At 68.2% G+C, this 18,522-nt stretch carries 16 protein-coding genes; 13 read left to right on the top strand and 3 right to left on the bottom strand.

The window, feature by feature from the left end:
- Positions 1 to 73 precede the first annotated feature (73 nt).
- A complete protein-coding gene (pknB, locus tag ACIPV5_RS13130) occupies positions 74 to 2,020 on the bottom strand; it encodes a Stk1 family PASTA domain-containing Ser/Thr kinase (RefSeq protein WP_400341184.1) in 1,947 nt (648 codons plus the stop codon).
- A gap of 79 nt (positions 2,021 to 2,099) precedes the next feature.
- A complete protein-coding gene (locus tag ACIPV5_RS13125) occupies positions 2,100 to 3,296 on the bottom strand; it encodes a LysM peptidoglycan-binding domain-containing protein (protein WP_400341182.1) in 1,197 nt (398 codons plus the stop codon).
- Between the two features lie 214 nt (positions 3,297 to 3,510).
- On the opposite strand from ACIPV5_RS13125, the gene ACIPV5_RS13120 reads away from it, so the two are divergent.
- Positions 3,511 to 3,855 (top strand): Rv2175c family DNA-binding protein, encoded by a 345-nt coding sequence (locus ACIPV5_RS13120; RefSeq protein ID WP_332257703.1) that lies wholly within the window; start codon positions 3,511 to 3,513, stop codon positions 3,853 to 3,855.
- 26 nt (positions 3,856 to 3,881) lie between these two features.
- On the opposite strand, the gene ACIPV5_RS13115 is transcribed toward ACIPV5_RS13120, so the two are convergent.
- Positions 3,882 to 4,982: a polyprenyl synthetase family protein gene (locus tag ACIPV5_RS13115; protein WP_400341180.1), complete on the bottom strand. Its 1,101-nt coding sequence runs from the start codon at positions 4,980 to 4,982 to the stop codon at positions 3,882 to 3,884.
- Between the two features lie 86 nt (positions 4,983 to 5,068).
- Here ACIPV5_RS13115 and ACIPV5_RS13110 point away from each other — a divergent pair, with 86 nt between their 5' ends.
- From ACIPV5_RS13110 to ACIPV5_RS13055, 12 genes are all read left to right on the top strand, one after another.
- A complete protein-coding gene (locus tag ACIPV5_RS13110; RefSeq protein WP_053096778.1) occupies positions 5,069 to 5,440 on the top strand; it encodes a DUF3040 domain-containing protein in 372 nt (123 codons plus the stop codon).
- Positions 5,441 to 5,719: 279 nt separating this feature from the next.
- Complete coding sequence (gene mraZ / locus ACIPV5_RS13105) at positions 5,720 to 6,151, top strand: division/cell wall cluster transcriptional repressor MraZ (protein ID WP_053096776.1); 432 nt, start codon at positions 5,720 to 5,722, stop codon at positions 6,149 to 6,151.
- Positions 6,152 to 6,268: 117 nt separating this feature from the next.
- Positions 6,269 to 7,207, top strand: a complete 939-nt coding sequence (gene rsmH, locus ACIPV5_RS13100; RefSeq protein WP_400341179.1) for a 16S rRNA (cytosine(1402)-N(4))-methyltransferase RsmH — start codon at positions 6,269 to 6,271, stop codon at positions 7,205 to 7,207.
- Positions 7,204 to 7,779: a hypothetical protein gene (locus ACIPV5_RS13095; RefSeq protein WP_400341178.1), complete on the top strand. Its 576-nt coding sequence runs from the start codon at positions 7,204 to 7,206 to the stop codon at positions 7,777 to 7,779. The genes rsmH and ACIPV5_RS13095 overlap by 4 nt, the downstream gene beginning before the upstream one ends.
- A 39-nt stretch (positions 7,780 to 7,818) precedes the next feature.
- Positions 7,819 to 9,600 (top strand): penicillin-binding protein 2, encoded by a 1,782-nt coding sequence (locus ACIPV5_RS13090; RefSeq protein ID WP_056278962.1) that lies wholly within the window; start codon positions 7,819 to 7,821, stop codon positions 9,598 to 9,600.
- Positions 9,601 to 9,628: 28 nt separating this feature from the next.
- Positions 9,629 to 11,041: a UDP-N-acetylmuramoyl-tripeptide--D-alanyl-D-alanine ligase gene (gene murF / locus ACIPV5_RS13085; RefSeq protein WP_400341176.1), complete on the top strand. Its 1,413-nt coding sequence runs from the start codon at positions 9,629 to 9,631 to the stop codon at positions 11,039 to 11,041.
- Positions 11,038 to 12,150 (top strand): phospho-N-acetylmuramoyl-pentapeptide-transferase, encoded by a 1,113-nt coding sequence (gene mraY / locus ACIPV5_RS13080; RefSeq protein WP_053096767.1) that lies wholly within the window; start codon positions 11,038 to 11,040, stop codon positions 12,148 to 12,150. Before murF ends, mraY begins: the two co-directional genes overlap by 4 nt.
- Positions 12,140 to 13,678 carry a UDP-N-acetylmuramoyl-L-alanine--D-glutamate ligase gene (gene murD / locus ACIPV5_RS13075; protein ID WP_372983375.1) on the top strand — a complete coding sequence of 513 codons (1,539 nt, stop codon included), beginning with the start codon at positions 12,140 to 12,142 and terminating at the stop codon, positions 13,676 to 13,678. Before mraY ends, murD begins: the two co-directional genes overlap by 11 nt.
- Entirely contained in the window at positions 13,647 to 14,885 is a 1,239-nt protein-coding gene (gene ftsW / locus ACIPV5_RS13070) for a putative lipid II flippase FtsW (RefSeq protein WP_400341174.1), read from the top strand. Before murD ends, ftsW begins: the two co-directional genes overlap by 32 nt.
- Complete coding sequence (locus tag ACIPV5_RS13065) at positions 14,882 to 15,958, top strand: glycosyltransferase (RefSeq protein WP_053096761.1); 1,077 nt, start codon at positions 14,882 to 14,884, stop codon at positions 15,956 to 15,958. Before ftsW ends, ACIPV5_RS13065 begins: the two co-directional genes overlap by 4 nt.
- A gap of 64 nt (positions 15,959 to 16,022) precedes the next feature.
- Entirely contained in the window at positions 16,023 to 17,420 is a 1,398-nt protein-coding gene (murC, locus tag ACIPV5_RS13060; protein ID WP_400341172.1) for a UDP-N-acetylmuramate--L-alanine ligase, read from the top strand.
- Positions 17,421 to 17,423: 3 nt separating this feature from the next.
- Positions 17,424 to 18,371, top strand: a complete 948-nt coding sequence (locus tag ACIPV5_RS13055; protein WP_400341170.1) for an FtsQ-type POTRA domain-containing protein — start codon at positions 17,424 to 17,426, stop codon at positions 18,369 to 18,371.
- The last annotated feature ends 151 nt before the right edge of the window (positions 18,372 to 18,522 follow it).

The raw sequence follows: 18,522 nt of genomic DNA, 5'->3' as shown, positions 1-18,522 counted from the left end.
CCTTTCTGTGTGGCGGCGGCGACGGGCCGCCGGCGTGCGGCCGCGGGCGATAAGCGCGGGGACCGCCCGCCTCCTAGAACGCGCTGCTGCGGATCTGGAGGGTGATCTCGGTGCCCTTCGGGCGCTGCGCGCCGGCACCCGGATCGGACCCGCTGACCTCGGTGAAGTCGTTGGGGAACGCGTTCCAGATGCCGTTCCAGGTCGGTTCGAAACCGGCATTCCGGATCACCTGGGCGGCCTCGTCGCGGCTCATCCCCTCGACCTCGGGCACGGGGAACAGTTCGGGTCCCTTCGAGACGATCAGCTGAACGGTATCGCCGGGGCGCCGATTGCCCTCTTCGGCGCGGTCGGTGACGCCGATGACGACATCCTTCGCGACCGAGTCGCTGAAGACGAACTGCGAGTCCGGGTTGACCTCGACGCCCTTGTCGCGCAGCGTGTTCGTCGCCTGATCGACGCTCATTCCCGCGACATCGGGGAACGCGCCGGCGGAGACGTACAGCTCGACCGTGTCGTCCTCGCGCAGCTCGCAGCCCTCGGCGCACGCATAGACCTCGCCGCCGTCGCGAGGCGTCACGAAGGCGTTGATCACGCGCCCGGTCTCGGCGTCGGAGAAGAGCTGCAGGGAGGTCTCTGTGACGTTGATCCTGATGTCCGCGAGGTAGTCGCGAGCTTCCTGCTCGGTCTTGCCGTTGAGGGTCTCCACCGTGTGCGACGCCGGACCCGAGGACACGAAGACGGTGATCTCGGTGCCCTTGTCGAGGCGTTCGCCCTCGCCGGGGTCCGTACGGATCGTCTCACCGGCGGCGATGTCGATGGAGCTCTCCTCGCCGCGCACCGGCACGAAGCCCTCTGCAGTCAACGCCGATGCGGCGTCGTCGTACGACAGACCGGCCACCCCCGGGACGGCCACGAGTGAACCAGGACCGGACCCGAACCACCAGCCGACACCACCGGCGACGGTCGCGAGAAGCAGCACCAGCGTCAGAAGGAACGCTCCGCGCGCGCGACGTCGTGATGAGCGGCGACGCAGGAGCGTCGCGTTGTCGACGGCAGCCGTGACCGGGGCGGTCGGGTCGGCGATGACCATCGTGCTCGGCATGACCTTGGTGAGGTCCGCGGAGTCGGCCTGCGAGCGCTGCGATGTCGTCGCAGCGGCGACGGCGGGTGCGATCCCGAGCCCACGCTCGATCTCGCGCAGTCGCTCCAGCATCTGCTGCGCATCGTCGGGACGCTCATCCGGCGATTTCTCCGTGGCCCAGAGCACGAGTTCGTCGAGCTCCTCCGGCACGCCGGGATTGCGCACGCTCGGACGCGGCACGGACTCGGTGGCGTGCTGGAAGGCGATCTGCATGGGCTGCTCGCCCTTGTACGGCTGTTCGCCGACGAGCATCTCGTACAGCATGATGCCCAGCGCGTAGATGTCGCTCCTGGCGTCGGCAGTGCCGCGAGTGACGAGCTCGGGTGCGAGATAGGCGATGGTTCCGAGCAGCTGCTGTCCGGTGGCCGTGTTCGCGGTGGTCGCACGGGCGAGACCGAAGTCGCCGATCTTGATGCGTCCGTCTTCGGCCAGCAGCACGTTCTCGGGCTTCACGTCACGGTGCACGATCCCGGCTCGGTGCGCTGCGGAGAGGCCGGCGAGGACGGCATCCATGATGGTGATCGTCTGCGGGATCGTGAGCCGCTTCTGCTCGCGCAGCAGTTCGCGCAGCGTGATGCCGGGAAGGTACTCCATCACCAGGTATGCGAGTTCGCCGTCCTGGCCCTGGTCGAACACGTTGACGACGTGGGGATCGGCCAGCCGCGCGGCAGCTCGTGCCTCTTGGATGAACCGGCTCTGGAAGGCGGAGTCGTCGCTCAGGTGCGCGTGCATGACCTTCAGAGCGATGCGCCGCTCGAGGCGGAGATCGGTCGCGACATAGACGGTCGCCATGCCTCCCCGGGCGATTCGGGCGCGCACGCGGTACCGACCGTCGACAAGCCGCCCGATGAGGGGGTCGGCCTGCTGATTGGTCGTCACGTCAAGATTCTATGGAGAACTGCCTGAAAGCCCCGGGAGCGGCTCGCCCCTTGCACCTGCGGGTTTGCCCGGAAGCGCGTCACCCGTGGACACCGAGCCACTGGTGGGCCTGGGTCTCCCACTGGCCGTAACGATCGGGGTACGCGGAGATCTGGACAGCCTGCGCGGCATCCGTGAACGACATGCTCTCCCAGCCTGAGATGTCGAAGAGCCCCCGGGAGGCCTGCCCGTTCGGGTCCGACGAGCCGCCAAAGAAGACACGGGTGCTCCGGTCGGCGTCGACCGCCTGCTCGGGCGAACCCCAGCCCATGCTGGGGCGCTGCTGGAAGAGGCCGAGGGAGTCGCGGTCACCCCATGACAGATTGCGCATGCTGGATTCGACCATGGCGGTGGCGAGAGCGATCGCGATGGCGCGGTCGGGCGCGCCGAGCTCGCGTCCGACGCGGATGATGAGCGAGGCGTTCGCGGCCTGTTCGGCGTCGAGGTTCGCGAACAGCTGGGGAGGGGGCGTGGCCGCCGCCGGGGCGGGCATCGGAGCCGGCGCTGGCGCCGCCGCGACGGTCAGCGACTGGCCGGGGTAGATGATGGCTCCGGAACCCAGGCCGTTCAGCGCGAGGAGCTGCGCGACGGTCGTGCCGTACTTCTTCGCGATGGCGAACAGGGTGTCTCCTGCGGCGACAGCGTGCGCCTGGCCACCGGTCGCGGTCGGAACGGGGGCGGCTGTCTGCGCGGGGGATGCCGGTGGTGCGGCCGACGGAGCTGACTCGCCGCTGAGCGCGAGCTGCTGGCCGGGGTAGATCACGGACGACCGGTCGAGGCCGTTCGCGGCGAGAACAGCGTCGACGCTCGTCCCGTGCTTCTGCGCGATGCCGAACACGGTCTCGCCGGCGACGACGGTGTGCGTCTCCGTCGGAGCCGCCTGAACCGGGGCCGGGGTCGGCGAGGGGGCGCTCGCTCCTGCCAACGACAGCGTCTGCCCCGGGTAGATCACCGAACGCCAACTGAGTCCGTTCCAAGCCAGGACATCGACGGTGCGCAGACCGAACCGGTTCGCGATCGACGAGATCGTGTCGCCTGGCCGCACCGTGTACACGGCAGGAGGCGCCTCGGTCGGCGCGATCCGCGTCGGCGTCGCCTGCAGTCGTTCGATCGGAGACGAGACCGCGTCGGCGGATGCGGGGGTGGCAGCGATCCCCGCAGACAGCGTGCCCAAGAGGGCGGCGGGCACCCCGAGCTGAAGAGTGCGCGTTCGTCGCGCGACGGCAGGCGTTCTCACGGGGATCCCCCTTGTTCGGCGTCCGCCCACGCTGACACGGATGTAAACGGATGTCAACAGGAGTGACGGATGGTGCGGATGGTGCCGATGTGAACCGAAGCCCGATGCGGAAAGTGCGATCGGCGCTCAGAGGTGAGATAGTTGCAACGTGTCTGTGCCGTCTGAAAGCAACCCGTCTGAAACCTCGCAGCCCGAGGCTGCGTCCGCGAACGCTGTGAGCGCCGCCGGCGTCACCGCCACCGAGTGGCTCACGATGCCCGACCTCGTGGAGGTCCTCGACGAGGCCCTGGGACGTGTGCGCAGGCTCATCGACGAGCACTACCTCGTCGGCTCGCGCCGCTCCGGCGTGTTCGCGGTTCCGTCGGTGTTCATCGTCGACAACCACCCGCTGCCCTCGCTGCGAGGCACGATCATCGTGCTGCAGGATGCGGGCTTCTCCGACGACGAGGTCATCGACTGGCTCCTCGCTCCCGAGGAGGAACTGGGTCGCTCGCCGATCGACGCGCTTCTGGCCGGACACAAGAGTGCTGTCCGCAGGGTCGCCCGCACCCTCGCCTGAACCGAGCTCTCTGAAGCGGTTCGCGCTCAGGCCGAGCGCACCGTCGCAGCGCGTGCGAGATCGCGCAGGTCTCCGACAGCGGTGTTGTCGAGCCGCGCTCCGGAGAGAGCGCGATCTGCTTCCCGCGCATAGTCGTCGATCATCCGCTCCACGCGCTCCAGGGCGCCGGAGGCCGTGATCGTCGCCTGAAGGAATGCGACCTGCTCGCTGGTGAGGTCGGGATCGCCGAGCATCTCATCGAACAGAGTGCGAGCGGACGCGTCGAGAGTCTGCCTCGTCAGAGCGACCAGCACGGTGCGCTTGCCCTCGCGCAGGTCGTCACCGGCAGGTTTGCCGGTCACGGCGGCGTCGCCGTAGACGCCGAGCAGGTCGTCGCGCAGCTGGAAGGCCATCCCGACCGGATGGCCGAACTCGCGAAGCGCCAGAAGCTGGTCCTCGTCGGCATCCGCGATCGCTGCACCGAGCACGAGGGGCTGCTCGATGCTGTACCTCGCGGATTTGAGGGAGACGACGCGAAGCGCACGCTCGACGTGCGAGTCCGTGGCGTGGACGCTCCAGGCGGACTCCTCCGCGATGTCGAGGAATTGGCCCACGGTGACGTCCCGGCGCATCCGTCCGTATTCGCGGCGGACCGCCGAGGCATGGGGGAGCGGCTCGATCGCATCCTCGAGGAGGTCGTCGCTCCAGGCCACCAGCAGGTCACCGAGCAGGATCGCCGACGAGCGGCCGAAGGCGGCGGGGTCGCCTCGCCATCCGGCTGCGACGTGCGCGCCTTCGAGCGCGCGGTGGGCCGCCGGACGTCCCCGCCTCGTGTCGGAGTTGTCGATCAGGTCGTCGTGCACCAGTGCGGCCGACTGGAAGATCTCCAGAGCCGCGCAGACGTCCCAGAGGCCCGTCGATTCCTCGGCGTCGCGGTCGCGGAAACGTGCGACCGACTGCCATCCCGCGTGGCAGAAACGGGCCCGCAGGCGCTTGCCACCCACGAGGGTGTCGGCTGCCGAGTCGATCAGGCCTTCGGCATCCGGGCCGTATTCGGCCGACTCGCCTCGCATCCGGTCGAGGAAGAGGCGCAGGCGTGCGGCGACGGCGTCGGAGACAAATGAGGGGGACGGCACGACTCCCAGCATACGTAAAGCCAACGGAGGCCCTTGAAGCTAGCCCGCAGCGGCATACCGCGCGTAGAATGGACGGACGAATACCCGAGGGGGACGAAATGCCACTCTCCGAACAGGAGCAGCGTCTGCTCGACGAGATGGAACGCCATCTCCTCCACAACGACGCCGATGTCGTCACTGCGCCGTCTGGTGACCGCGCTCTCAGCTACCGCAACCTCGTGTACGGAGCCCTTCTGCTCCTCGCCGGTGTGGGCGGGCTGATCGTCGGAGTCGTCCTCGGGGACGTCTGGGGAGTCGTGGTCGGAGTGATCGGATTCGCCGCCATGCTCGGCGGCGTCATGATCGCTGTGACCCCCGTCCGCAAGCCCCTCTCCGCTGCACCCCGCGAACGCGCGGCGAAGCAGCAGAGCTCAGCGTCCTTCATGGATCGCATGAACGATCGATGGGACCGCCGCCAAGACGGCAACTGACCCACACACCTTCACGAAGGCCCGGATGCTCTGAGCATCCGGGCCTTCGTGCGTTCGGACCCGTATGCCGGCCCGGGGCTGCGTCGTGATGCCGGGCTCCGTCCTCCACTCGCGCTCCACCATCCTCCACCGCCCTTGAGCCGCGGAAATCCGCGGCTCTTTGTTGTACGCGCACTCACAGGAGCGGTCTGGACAGGGATTGACCGTAGGTTTGTGGAGGAAAGTGGAGTAAAGTGGGGCGCACCTCGAGTTGGCCGGACGGAGAGGGGGTGATGGCTGATGTTGCTGGGAACGCATTCTCCGAAGTTGGACGACAAAGGACGGGTCATCCTTCCTGCGAAGTTCCGCGAAGACCTCGGTGGCGGCATCGTCGTCACCCGAGGGCAGGAACGCTGCCTCTACGTCTTCAGCACGGCCGAGTTCGAGACGATGCACGAGCGGATCCGCCAGGCGCCGCTCGCGAACAAGCAGGCGCGTGACTTCATGCGCCTGTTCCTCTCCGGTGCGAGTGCGGAGATGCCCGACAGTCAGAACCGCATCACCATCCCCGTGCACCTCCGTCAATACGCGGGGCTGCAGAAGGAGCTCATCGTCACCGGAGTCGGCGCCCACGCCGAGATCTGGGATGCGGAGAGCTGGAACACCTACCTCGCAGCAGGCGAGGAGACCTACGCAGATCTCGAGCAGGAGGTGATTCCGGGCCTCTTCTGACCACGGCTGTGATGCCCCGCCGCTCCTGCCCCGACACACTTCCCCGGTGCCGGGTCGTGAAGCGGAGGGGGATCAGGGCCCTGGTCACCGAGATACAGAGATCACCCGAGAAAGATCATGAACCTCCGCGACATCCACACCCCCGTACTCCTCGAACGCTGCGTCGAGCTTCTCGCCCCTGCGCTGCAGGCGGACGGAGCGGTGCTCGTCGATGCCACCCTCGGCATGGGCGGTCACTCCGAAGCGCTGCTCGAGCGGTTCCCGAACATCCGCCTCGTCGGCCTCGATCGGGACACCGACGCTCTGCGCATCGCGGGGGAGCGTCTCGCTCGTTTCCGTGACCGGGTGACGCTGGTGCACACGGTCTATGACGAGATCGGACTGCACGCTCAGGGCGCCTCGGGCATCCTCTTCGACCTGGGCGTCTCGTCGCTGCAGCTCGATGAAGCCGAACGCGGCTTCGCCTACTCGAAGGATGCGCCGCTGGACATGCGGATGGATCAGACGAAGGGCGTGACGGCCGCCGAGGTGATCGCGACCTACACCGAAGGCAACCTGCGTCGCATCTTCGAGCGCTATGGCGAGGAGAAGCTCGCGGGACGCTATGCGCGCTTCATCATCGCCGCACGCGAGAAGAAGCCGATCACGCGCTCCGGCGAACTCGTCGAGATCCTCCAGGCGGCGACGCCCGCAGCTGCTCAGCGGGCCGGGCACCCGGCCAAGCGCGTCTTCCAGGCGCTGCGGATCGAAGTGAACACCGAGCTCAACGTACTCGCGGATGCGATTCCCGCAGCCATGGATGCGCTCGCGGTCGGCGGACGCATCGTGGTGATGTCATACCAGTCTCTCGAGGACCGACTCGTGAAGCAGGCCTTCGCCGCCGGTGCAGCCTCCACCGCACCGCGGAGACTCCCCGTCGAGCTGCCGGAGCACGCGCCGCGGTTCCGCATCATCACCAAGGGTGCGGAGCTCGCCGACGACGCCGAACGGGCTCGCAACCCCCGCGCCATCCCCGTCCGACTGCGTGCCGCAGAGAAAGTGCGTGAGAGCTCATGAGTCTGAACGTCGCAGCGCCGAGGCCGAGGGCGCTCCCCGAGGCACCCGAACGCGCACCGCGTCGGCGTCTCGAGCCGGTGACGGGAACCCCCGTCCGCCGCAAGCCGAAGCTCGCCTACGCGCTGGTGGCGCTCGCAGGAGCCATGGCCATCGGAGGCGTGCAGATCGGCCTCTCGCTGGCGATCACCCAGGACTCCTTCGTGCTGGCAGGCCTCGCGTCGCAGCAGCACGAACTGGATCTGCGGACGAACGCGCTGCAGGAGGATCTCACCGGGATGAGCTCGCCCCAGTCGCTCGCCGCCAGTGCCGCATCCCTGGGCATGGTCGTGGCAGGGGCCCCGTCCTACCTCCGCCTGAGCGATGGAGCCGTCTTCGGCCAGGGAACCGGCGCGACCGGCTCGTCGACCATCGATCCGAACGGCGCCGGCGCGGTGAGCAACTCCCTGCTGAACGACGTGCCGGTGAACGCCTCCACGGCAGACGACCCCGCGCCCGACGGAGCGGCCGGGCAGTCTGCGCAGGAGCTTCCGCCGGCGATCACCGACGGACTCCCGAGCCCCAGCACTCGCTAGACGACCACACCCACCATCGAGACCTGACGGAGAGAGTCCATGACGACACGAGCCACCCGGACACCCCGGCGACGCACGGTCGTCGCTCTCGCGGTGATCCTGGCGATCCTGGCCGCCTTCGTCGTGCGGCTCGTCGACATCCAGGTGGTGAAGGCCGACGAGCACGTCGCACAGTCGCTCGAGTTCATCGCGCACCGCACCGCGATTCCCGGTGAACGCGGCTCGGTGGTCGACAGCGACGGATCCGTGCTGGCCGAGAGCGTCATGGTCTACGACGCGCAGCTCAGCCCCCAGGTCATCCGCCTCCTGGAGGAGGACGAGAAGAACCCGCCGCCACTGCCCTGGGCTGAGGCGTCGACGCGCATCGCCGAGATCATGGGGCTGGATGCGGACGAGCTGCGTGCCGATGTCGCCGCTGCCCTCGCCGAGAACCCCGATTCGCAGTACCTGCCGCTGGTCAAGGGCCTCAGCACCGAGAAGTACATCGAGCTGCGCGACCTCAAGGTCGGCTCGTATCTCGTGATGAAGCCGCGCGAGGTCAGGGTCTACCCGAACGGCGCCGTGGCGGGAAACCTGCTCGGATACCTCGACGGGACCGGCACTGCGCAGGCCGGCATCGAGAAGATGGACGAGAAGTGCCTCGCCCCCACAGACGGCGAGGAGTCGTACCGCACCGGCAAGAACTCCGTCGTCATCCCCGGCAGTGAGAGCAGGGTGGACGCGGTCGACGGCGGCACCGTGCAGCTCACGATCAACAGCGACCTGCAGTGGTACATGCAGCAGATGATCGCCGAAGAGGCGCAGGCCCAGGGCGCCAAGGGCGGCACCGTCACCGTCGTCGAGGTGGGCACCGGAAAGATCCGCGCCGCGGCCGAATGGCCCACCATGGACCCGAACGATCTCGACGCCTCAGCGCCCGAGACGTGGGTGAGCAAGCTCTTCACCTACCCGTTCGAGCCGGGATCGACGTTCAAGGCCGTGACGGCCGCTGCGGTGATGGAGAACGGCGGTGTGACGATGACGAGTCCCACGGTGTCGGCCTCCTCGCACGAGAAGTTCGACAACGGCGCCGTGATCAACGACGCGTTCGTGCACCCGACCTTCCAGTACACCCTCGCCGGCGCGCTCATCGATTCATCGAACGTCGCGCTGTCGAAGTTCGGCACGATGGTGAGCCCGGACGTCCGTCACGACTACCTCGAACGCTTCGGCGTCGGCGAGACGACGATCGGCTTCCCCAGTGAGACCTCGGGGGAGATCCACCCCACGAGCGAGTGGGACAACCAGTCGCTCTACACCACCACGTTCGGTCAGTACTTCACGGTCACGGCGCCCCAGCTCGCCGGTGCCTACCAGGCGATCGCCAACGGCGGCGAGAAGATCGGTCTCTCGCTGATCGAGTCCTGCACGGCCGCTGACGGCACGGTGGTCACGCCGGGTGCTCCCGAGTCCGAGCAGATCATCAAGCCCCAGACCGCGGCCGACCTCACGCGGATGCTCGAGAACGTGGCCGTCCAGGGCGGCAATGCCGACCGCATCCAGGTTCCCGGCTACCGGGTGACCAGCAAGACGGGTACCGCGCAGATCCCGGACGGCAAGGGCGGCTACAAGTCGGGCGTCTACTACACGAGCATGGTGGGCTTCGCGCCGGTCGACGATCCGCAGTACGTCGTGGTGGTGACTCTCGACGAGCCGACTAGAGTTACATCGTCTGCTGCTACCGCTTCTGCCTTCCAGAAGGCGATGACCCAGACCATGAAGACCTACCGCGTGATGCCGTCCTCCAGCCCGATGGACGCACTGCTTCCGAAGTTCGAATAGACGGCGCCCCGCCGCGCCTGGAGACGTCATGATCGCCCTGTCGCTTGCTGAGATCGCCGCCGTCCTCGAGGGTGATCTCCGCCTCGCCGGTTCTGCCACCGCCGACACCGTCATCGACGGTGTCGTGGACACGGACTCGCGCACCATGGCCCCCGGCTCCGTGTTCGTCGCGAAGCCGGGCGCGGAGACGGACGGACACCGGTTCGTCGGCGCTGCGCTGGCTGCGGGGGCAGCGCTCGCGATCGTCGAGCACCCGGTCGACGAGGAGATCACCCAGATCGTCGTCCCTGACGTCATCGTCGCCCTCGCCGATCTCGCCCGCGAGGTCGTCGCCCGCGTTCGCGCAGCCGGAGACCTCAAGATCGTCGGGATCACGGGGTCGAACGGCAAGACGACGACGAAGAACTTCCTCGCCCGCATCCTCTCCGACGAAGGCGAGACGATCGCCCCCATCAACTCGTACAACAACGAGGTGGGCGCGCCCGTCACCATGCTGCGCATCACGTACGGCACGCGGTTCCTCGTCAGCGAGTTCGGAGCCGACGGGCCCGGCAGCATCGCCCGCCTCGCCGGACTCGTCGAGCCGGACGTCGCTGTGGTGCTGATGGTCGGCATGGCGCACGCGGGCGGCTTCGGCGGCATCGAGGCGACGGCCAAGGCCAAGTCCGAGCTCGTCGCCGCCGCGAGGCCCACGGGTACGGCGGTGCTCAACGTCGACGACTCACGCGTCGCGGCGATGGGCGCGCTCGCGACGTCCCGCGGGATGCGGGTCGTCGGCTTCGGTCAGAGCGACGCGGCCGATGTCCAGGCGCACGACCTCGAGGTCACGGCATCCGGCACCTCGTGTGTCATCGAAGCGGCGGGGGAGCGTCTTCCGCTCCGCCTGCAGGTGCTCGGCGCCCACCACGTCGGCAACGCCCTGGCGGCCATCGCCGCCGCGGGCGTTCTCGGGGTGTCGACGGCCGACGCGATCGACCGTCTCGAGACGGTCGAGATCGCGGAGCGCTGGCGTATGCAGCCCATGGGCAGCGACCGCGTGCGCATCATCAACGACGCCTACAACGCCAGCCCGGACTCGATGGCCGCAGCCCTGCGGACTCTCGCGCAGATCACCGGTCCCGGCGAGCGGACGGTCGCCGTGCTCGGCGCCATGAGCGAGCTCGGCGAGACCGCGGGCGAGGAGCACGACCGGATCGGTCTGCTCGCCGTGCGTCTGAACATCCAGCGCATCGTCGTGGTCGGCCCCGAGGCCCGCCGCCTCTTCATCTCCGCGATCGGCGAAGGGTCCTGGGACAGCGAGGCCGTGTTCTTCGCTGACCAGGATGCCGCGTTCGAGTACCTGCGCTCCGAACTCCGCGACGGCGACCGGGTGCTCGTGAAGTCCTCCAATTCCGTAGGGCTCCGGCACCTCGGCGATCGTCTGGGAGAATTGTTCTCGTGAGATCTCTCATCATGGCGGCGGCCATATCGCTCGCCTTCACTCTTTTTCTTACTCCCGTCTTCCTCCGGCTCTTCCGGAAGTGGGGCTGGGGCCAGGTCATCCGCACCCCGGAGGCCATCGAGAACCCGAACCACGAAGCCAAACGCGGCACGCCGACCATGGGCGGCGTCATCTTCATCGTCGGCACGATGGTCGGCTACTTCACGGCCACGTACGTCGGAGGCGGAACTCCCGCGCTGTCCGCGCTTCTCGTGATCTGGCTCATGGTCGGCTTCGGGGCAGTGGGCTTCATCGACGACTACATGAAGGTGCGCAGTCAGCGCAGCCTCGGGCTCTCGGGGTGGCGCAAGATCATCGGGCAGCTCGTCGTGATGATCCCGTTCGGCATCGTCGCGCTGAACTTCCCGAACGCCTTCGACCAGACTCCGGCATCCGGCTCGATCTCGCTCTTCCGCGACATCCCGTGGTTGAACCTGTTCGCGTTCACCGCGATCCTCGGCTGGGCGCTCTATCTGCTGTGGATCTCGATCATCGGCGTCGCGACCTCGAACAGCGTCAACCTCACCGACGGGCTCGACGGTCTCGCAGCCGGCGCCGGGGTCATCGTCGTGGGGGCGTACAGCCTGATCGCGTTCTGGCAGTTCAAGCAGTCGTGCGTGGGCGAGGGGGTCGAGACCGCCGCGCTCGGCGGATGCTACGAGGTCCGCGACCCGTTCAGCCTGGCGATCATCGCGGCCTCCTTCGCCTCGAGCCTGATCGGCTTCCTGTGGTGGAACGCTCCCAAGGCGAAGGTCTTCATGGGCGATGTCGGCTCGATGGCGATCGGAGGCGTCATCACCGCGATGGCGATCCTCACCCGCACCGAGCTGCTGCTGTTCGTGATCGCCGGCGTCTTCGTCCTGGCCTCCGGATCGGTGATCCTGCAGCGCGCCTACTTCAAGATCACGCGCGGAAAGCGACTCTTCCTGATGAGTCCGTTCCACCATCATCTCGAGATGCGCGGATGGTCCGAGGTCACGATCGTGGTCCGCATGTGGATCATCGCGGGCCTGCTCGCGATCTCAGCAGTCGGACTCTTCTACGTGGAGTGGCTGACCCGTGTCGACTGACGAGAGGCTCGCGACTCTGACGAGCTGGAACGCCGACTGGTCGGGCCTGCGCGTCGCCGTTCTCGGGCTGTCCATGACCGGCTTCTCGGTGGCCGACACGCTCACCGAACTCGGTGCGGACGTCCTGGTGTTGACCGAGTCGGCGGAGGAGGAGTATGCCAAGCTCCTGCCCGTGATCGGTGCTCGTCTGGAACTGGGAACGCTGGACAGGGTCCCTGAAGCTCTGACCGAGTTCGCGCCGGAGGTCATCATCGCCTCGCCGGGATTCCCTCCCTCGCACACCGTGATCCGCTGGGCGCAAGATGCCGGCATCGCGCTCTGGGGCGATGTCGAACTCGCCTGGCGTCTGCGCGACAAGGTGACCCGCGCCGACGGCTCCCCGGCTGACTGGGTGCTCATCACGGGCACCAACGGCAAGACGACGACGACGCAGCTGACCGCGTCGCTCCTCGTCGAGGGAGGTCTGCGTGCGGCGCCGTGCGGCAACATCGGCGTGCCCGTTCTCGACGCGGTCCGCGACCCCGCCGGTTTCGACGTGCTCGTCGTCGAGCTCTCCAGCCACCAGCTCTGGTACCTCGGACTCTCCGAGACCGAAGGCGAGCTGTATCCGCACGCCTCGGTGTGCCTGAACCTCGCGGACGACCACCTGGTGTGGCACGGCAGTGCGCAGGCGTACCGCGATGCGAAGGCCCTGGTGTACCGCAACACGAGAGTCGCCTGCGTCTACAACAAGGCCGACGAGGCGACCAGGCTCATGGTCGAGGACGCCGAGGTGGTCGAGGGTGCCCGCGCGATCGGATTCGATCTCGGCATCCCCGGCCCCAGCGATGTCGGCGTGGTGGAGGGGCTGCTCGTCGATCGTGCGTTCTTGGACGACCGGGCCAGCAGCGCACTCGAGCTCACGACCGTCGCCGACCTCAGAGAAGCCGGCCTGGCCGCCCCGCACATCGTGCAGAACATCCTGGCGGCGAGTGCGCTCGCTCGTTCTCTCGGCGTCGAGCCGCGAGCCATCCACTCGGCTCTGCAGTCGTTCCGTCTCGACGAGCATCGGATCCAGGTCATCGCCCGCCATCGCGGCATCACCTGGGTCGACGACTCCAAGGCCACCAACCCGCACGCTGCCGCGTCATCGCTCCGCGCATACCCTGGTGCGGTCTGGGTGGTCGGCGGCGACCTGAAGGGCGTCGACATCGGCGAGCTGGTCGCCACGGCCGGGACCACCGCCCGGGCGGCGGTCGTCATCGGAGTCCAGCGCTCAGCCGTCGTCGCCGCATTCGAGCGACACGCGCCGGGGGTTCCGGTGTTCGAGGTGGATGCTGGCGAGACTGGTCAGGTCATGAATCGCGTCGTGGAGATCGCCGCGGGAATCGTCGATGGCGAGGGAACAGTCCTGCTGGCCCCCGCCGCCGCGTCCTTCGATCAGTTCTCCAGTTACGCGGATCGAGGACACCGCTTCGCCGAAGCGGTGCGGGACTGGATAGACCGGGGGAGCACCGATGACGCAGGTCGAACGCCCCCCGCGCTCTGATCCCGGCAGCACCGGCTCCCGCGGTCTCGCGGCGAGAGTGTCGCTCGGGCGTCGTTTCACCCCCGTGTCGACCGAGTTCCTGATGATCGCATCAGCGGCGCTGATGCTGACGATCTTCGGCCTCGTGATGGTGCTCTCGGCGACGAGCGCGACCGCGGTCTCGAAGGGCGAGAATCCGATGGACGGCGCGCTTCGGCAGGGCATCTTCGCCGTGCTCGGCGTGCCGCTGATGTTCCTGATCTCCCGACTCCCGATCCCGTTCCTCAAGCGCATGGCGTGGCCGGCACTGTTCGGATCCATCGCGCTCCAGCTGCTGGTCTTCACCCCGCTCGGCATCGAGGACGGCGGAAACCGCAACTGGATCATGATCGCCGGGTTCACCCTGCAGCCGTCGGAGTTCCTCAAGCTCGCCCTCGCGCTGTGGATCGGCTACGTCCTGATGCGCAAGCAGACCATGCTCGGCACCTGGCATCAGGTCTTCATCCCCGTGGTGCCCGTGGGAGCCCTGGCGATCGGGACGGTGATCGCCGGCAAGGACCTCGGCACCGCGATGGTGCTGGTCATCATCCTGCTCGGCTGCCTCTTCTTCTCGGGGGTGAAGCTCCGGCTGTTCATCCTGCCGGTGCTGCTCGGCGTCGTCGCCGTCATCGCGTTGGCCGTCACGAGCCCTGACCGCATGCGTCGCATCACGGCGACGTGCTCCGACATGTCGGCGTACACCGGCGACTGCTACCAGTCGATCCACGGGATCTGGGGAATGGCGTCGGGAGGAATCTTCGGCGTGGGGCTGGGCAACTCGCAGGAGAAGTACGGCTGGCTGCCCGCCGCCGGCAACGACTTCATCTTCGCCATCGTCGGCGAAGAGCTCGGCCTGATCGGCTGCATCGTCGTGCTGGCCCTCTTCACGCTGTTCACCATCGGTGCCTTCCACATCATCCGCAAGACCGCCGATCCGTTCATCCGGGTCGCGGCCGGCGGGATCACCGTCTGGATCACCGGTCAGGCCGTGTTCAACATCGGCGTCGTGATCGGACTGTTCCCCGTCATGGGAGTGCCGCTGCCGTTCATGTCGCAGGGAGGAACGGCTCTCCTCGCCGTCCTCATCGCGTGCGGAGTGCTGCTGTCGTTCGCGCGCACCATCCCCGTCGCCGAGGGTCGTTCGGTGGCACGGACTCCTTCAGCAGGGCGGGGTAAGGTCACACGGTGACCACGTACCTTCTCGCCGGCGGTGGAACCGCCGGTCACGTCAACCCCCTGCTCGCCGTCGCCGATGCGCTGCGCGCCAGGGACGCCGATGCCTCGATCCTGGTGCTCGGAACGGCCGAGGGACTCGAGTCCCGACTCGTGCCGGCTCGAGGGTATGAACTCCTCATCGTCGACAAGGTGCCGTTCCCGCGGCGACCCGACAAGCAGGCCGCGTTGTTCCCCGCCAGGTTCCGCCGCGCCGTCGCCCAGGTGCGCGATCACATCCGCGCTCACCGCGTCGACGTCGTCGTGGGCTTCGGCGGCTATGCCTCCGCCCCGGCCTACGTGGCAGCAGGCCGTGAGCGCGTGCCGTTCGTCGTGCACGAGGCCAACGCGAAGCCGGGCCTCGCGAACGTGCTGGGTGCTCGACGCGCCGCGGCCACGGGAGTCGCATTCGCCGGAACCCCCCTGCGCGGCGGCGAGGTGGTCGGCATGCCGCTGCGTCGAGAGGTCATCGAGCTCGACCGCGCGGCCTCTCGCGATGAGGCCGCCGCGCACTTCGGGCTCGACCCGGCGCGCCCGGTCCTTCTCGTCTTCGGCGGGTCGCTGGGGGCCCAGAGGCTGAACGAGGCCATCGCAGACTCCTGGGGCGACATCCTGGCCGCTGACTGGCAGCTGCTGCACGTCACGGGCGAACGCAGTGATCTGGCCGACCCCGAGGTGCCGGGATACACCATGCGCCGATACGTCGACCGGATGGACCTCGCCTTCGCGCTCGCCGACCTCATCGTGTCCCGTTCCGGCGCAGCCACCGTGAGCGAGATCAGCGCCCTGGGGATCCCCGCGCTGTACGTGCCGTACTCCGTCGGCAACGGGGAGCAGCGACTGAACGCGGCGTCCGCCGTGGCAGCCGGGGCCGCTCGTCTTCTCGACGACGCCACCTTCGACGGCGACGCGGTGCGCCGCCTCGTGATCCCCGTCATGAACGATCCGCAGCAGCTCACGGCCATGCAATCCGCCGCCGAGCAGGTGGGCACCCGCACCGGCACGGAGAACGTCGTCGCACTCGTGGATCGCGCCCTCCGGTCCTCCTGATCTCACCGTCGACACGGCTCCTCGACGCCGAATCGTCCTCACCGAAAAGTAGACTGAAACCGACATGATCAGACCTGACCTCTCCCTCCCGATCCCCGAGTCGATCTCCTCCGCGCACTTCATCGGCATCGGCGGATCCGGCATGAGCGGCCTCGCCAAGATGTTCCTCGACGCGGGGATCCGCGTCTCGGGAAGCGATCGAGCCGACAGCGACAACCTGCGCGCACTCGCGGCCGCCGGAGCGGATGTGCACGTCGGGCACGACGCGGCGCATCTCGGCGATGCCGACACGGTCGTCCACACCGGAGCGATCTGGCCGGAGAACCCCGAGTTCGTCACGGCGAAGCAGCGCGGGCTGCACGTGATCCACCGCTCGCAGGCCCTGCACTGGCTGATCGGATCGCGTCGACTGGTCTCCGTGGCCGGCGCGCACGGCAAGACGACGTCGACGGGCATGATCGTGACCGCGCTGCAGCAGCTCGGAGCCGACCCGAACTTCGTCAATGGCGGCGTGATCGAGCAGCTCGGCGTCTCGAGCGCCACCGGATCGGGTGAGCTCTTCGTGATCGAGGCGGATGAGTCCGACGGCACGTTCCTGCTCTACGACACGGCTGTCGCGCTGATCACCAATGTCGACCCCGATCACCTCGACCACTACGGGTCCGACGACGCGTTCCACGACGCGTTCGTGCGGTTCGCCGACGCGGCCACGGAGGCGGTCGTGATCTCCAGCGACGACGCCGGCGCCCTGCGAGTGGGAGCGGGGCTCTCGCACCCGAACGTCGTGACGTTCGGGCAGGCGGAGGACGCCGATGTCAGGGTGACCGACATCGTGGCGGCCGGGCCCGTCTCGGCCACCGTCAGCTCCGGAGCCGAGAGCGTGCGCCTCCAGCTCTCCGTGCCCGGCGTGCACAACGCCATCAACGCGGCAGGCGCCATCGCGGTCCTCCTCTCGGTGGGCTTCGGCCTGACCGAGTCCGCCAAGGCCGTCGAGGGCTTCGCCGGCACGGTCCGCCGCCTCGAGCAGCACGGCGTCGAGCGCGGCGTCACCGTCTACGACGACTACTCCCACCACCCGACCGAGGTGCGGGCGGCTCTCGAGGCGATGCGATCGATCGCCGGCACGGGCAGGATCATCGCGATCCAGCAGCCCCACACCTACTCGCGAACGCAGCACATGTTCCGCGAGTTCGCGGACGTGCTGGAGACGTATGCAGACCACACGGTCGTGCTCGACGTCTACGGTGCTCGCGAGGATCCGGTCCCCGGCGTCACGGGAGAGCTCGTGAGCGGGGCGTTCCACGACCCGTCGCACGTCCACTTCGTCGCCGACTGGCAGCAGGCAGCCGATTACACGGCGTCCGTCGCTCGCGACGGCGATTTCGTCGTCACGCTCGGCTGCGGCAACGTCTACCAGATCATCCCGCAGGTGCTCGAGTCTCTGCGGACCACCGAGGTCTGACGCATGCGTCGTCCGCCTCCGCTTCCCACGCCTCCCGCGGGCACCGCGGAGGACACGCCCAGGCGACGGGAGGGTCCGGCGACGCGAGGGCGCGCGCGGGACGTCGAGCAGGACGAACGCGCAGGTCCGCAGGCCGCGGCGGTCGGCCTCGACTCCGACGTCCGTGCGGACATCGACGGGGATGCCGGGGTGCGGCCGACATCGACGCGGGACGTCTGGCGGGCGGCGCGAGCGAGACGCAAGGCGCTGCGGGCCGAGATCCGACGGTTCACGCAGCGCTCCCGACGGCGTCGCATCATCTGGCTGAGCGCGGTCGGTGCTGTCGTCCTGCTGATCGGTGGCACCACCGCCGCGGCGTACAGCCCGCTGTTCGCCGTGGAGAAGATCACGGTCGTGGGCGCGACGACGCTGGATGCCGCGGCGGTGGAGGCCGCCCTCGGCGAGCAGGTGGGCACCCCCTTGGCGCTGGTCGACTCGAGCGAGGTCAAGGCCGCGCTGCTGGGATTCCCGCTGATCGAGACCTATGCGCTCGAGGCGAAGCCGCCGCACGATCTCACGGTGCGGATCGTCGAGCGCACGCCGGTCGGCGTGATCCGCTCGGATGCGGGCTATACGCTCGTCGACGCCGCGGGCGTCGCGCTGGCGACGACCTCCGATCAGCCGGCGGGACAGCCGGTGCTCGACATCGACGGCGGCACCGACTCGGTCGCCTTCGAGAGTGCGGGTCTCGTGGTGCGCTCCGTGCCCGCTGATCTGCGCGCGCTGCTCACCGGAGTGCGGGCCACGACAGCTGATGACGTGACGTTGACGCTCAGCAGCGGGCTGACGGTCGTCTGGGGCAGCTCGGATGACTCCCCGATGAAGAGCGAAGTGCTCACGAAGACGCTGCTCAGCAATCCTGAGGCGTCGACGATCGATGTCACATCGCCGCATGCGGTGGTCGTGGGCTGAGGTTTCGACGGCAAACGGGCGACACGCCCGTGTCGCTGCGTGTGCGCGGGGACGTGACGCTTACCTTCGAACAAGAGAAACCAATACCGGGAAATACTTTACACCTCTAGTTGAGGTTTAAGGTTCGGCCCGCGGAATCTCACCCCAGACA

The organism is Microbacterium sp. NPDC090014, assembly GCF_044748285.1.
Taxonomy (GTDB): Bacteria; Actinomycetota; Actinomycetes; order Actinomycetales; family Microbacteriaceae; genus Microbacterium.
The sequence above is the reverse complement of the archived record's forward strand: the minus strand, read 5'-3'. Positions and strand labels throughout refer to the sequence as shown.

Bases quoted from the DNA above. Each gene is read 5' to 3' on its own strand.
- ACIPV5_RS13115 (WP_400341180.1), bottom strand. From the start codon at position 4,982: ATGCTGGGAGTCGTGCCGTCCCCCTCATTTGTCTCCGACGCCGTCGCC.
- ACIPV5_RS13110 (WP_053096778.1), top strand. From the start codon at position 5,069: ATGCCACTCTCCGAACAGGAGCAGCGTCTGCTCGACGAGATGGAACGC.
- mraZ (WP_053096776.1), top strand. From the start codon at position 5,720: ATGTTGCTGGGAACGCATTCTCCGAAGTTGGACGACAAAGGACGGGTC.
- rsmH (WP_400341179.1), top strand. From the start codon at position 6,269: ATGAACCTCCGCGACATCCACACCCCCGTACTCCTCGAACGCTGCGTC.
- ACIPV5_RS13095 (WP_400341178.1), top strand. From the start codon at position 7,204: ATGAGTCTGAACGTCGCAGCGCCGAGGCCGAGGGCGCTCCCCGAGGCA.
- ACIPV5_RS13090 (WP_056278962.1), top strand. From the start codon at position 7,819: ATGACGACACGAGCCACCCGGACACCCCGGCGACGCACGGTCGTCGCT.
- murF (WP_400341176.1), top strand. From the start codon at position 9,629: ATGATCGCCCTGTCGCTTGCTGAGATCGCCGCCGTCCTCGAGGGTGAT.
- ftsW (WP_400341174.1), top strand. From the start codon at position 13,647: ATGACGCAGGTCGAACGCCCCCCGCGCTCTGATCCCGGCAGCACCGGC.
- murC (WP_400341172.1), top strand. From the start codon at position 16,023: ATGATCAGACCTGACCTCTCCCTCCCGATCCCCGAGTCGATCTCCTCC.
- ACIPV5_RS13055 (WP_400341170.1), top strand. From the start codon at position 17,424: ATGCGTCGTCCGCCTCCGCTTCCCACGCCTCCCGCGGGCACCGCGGAG.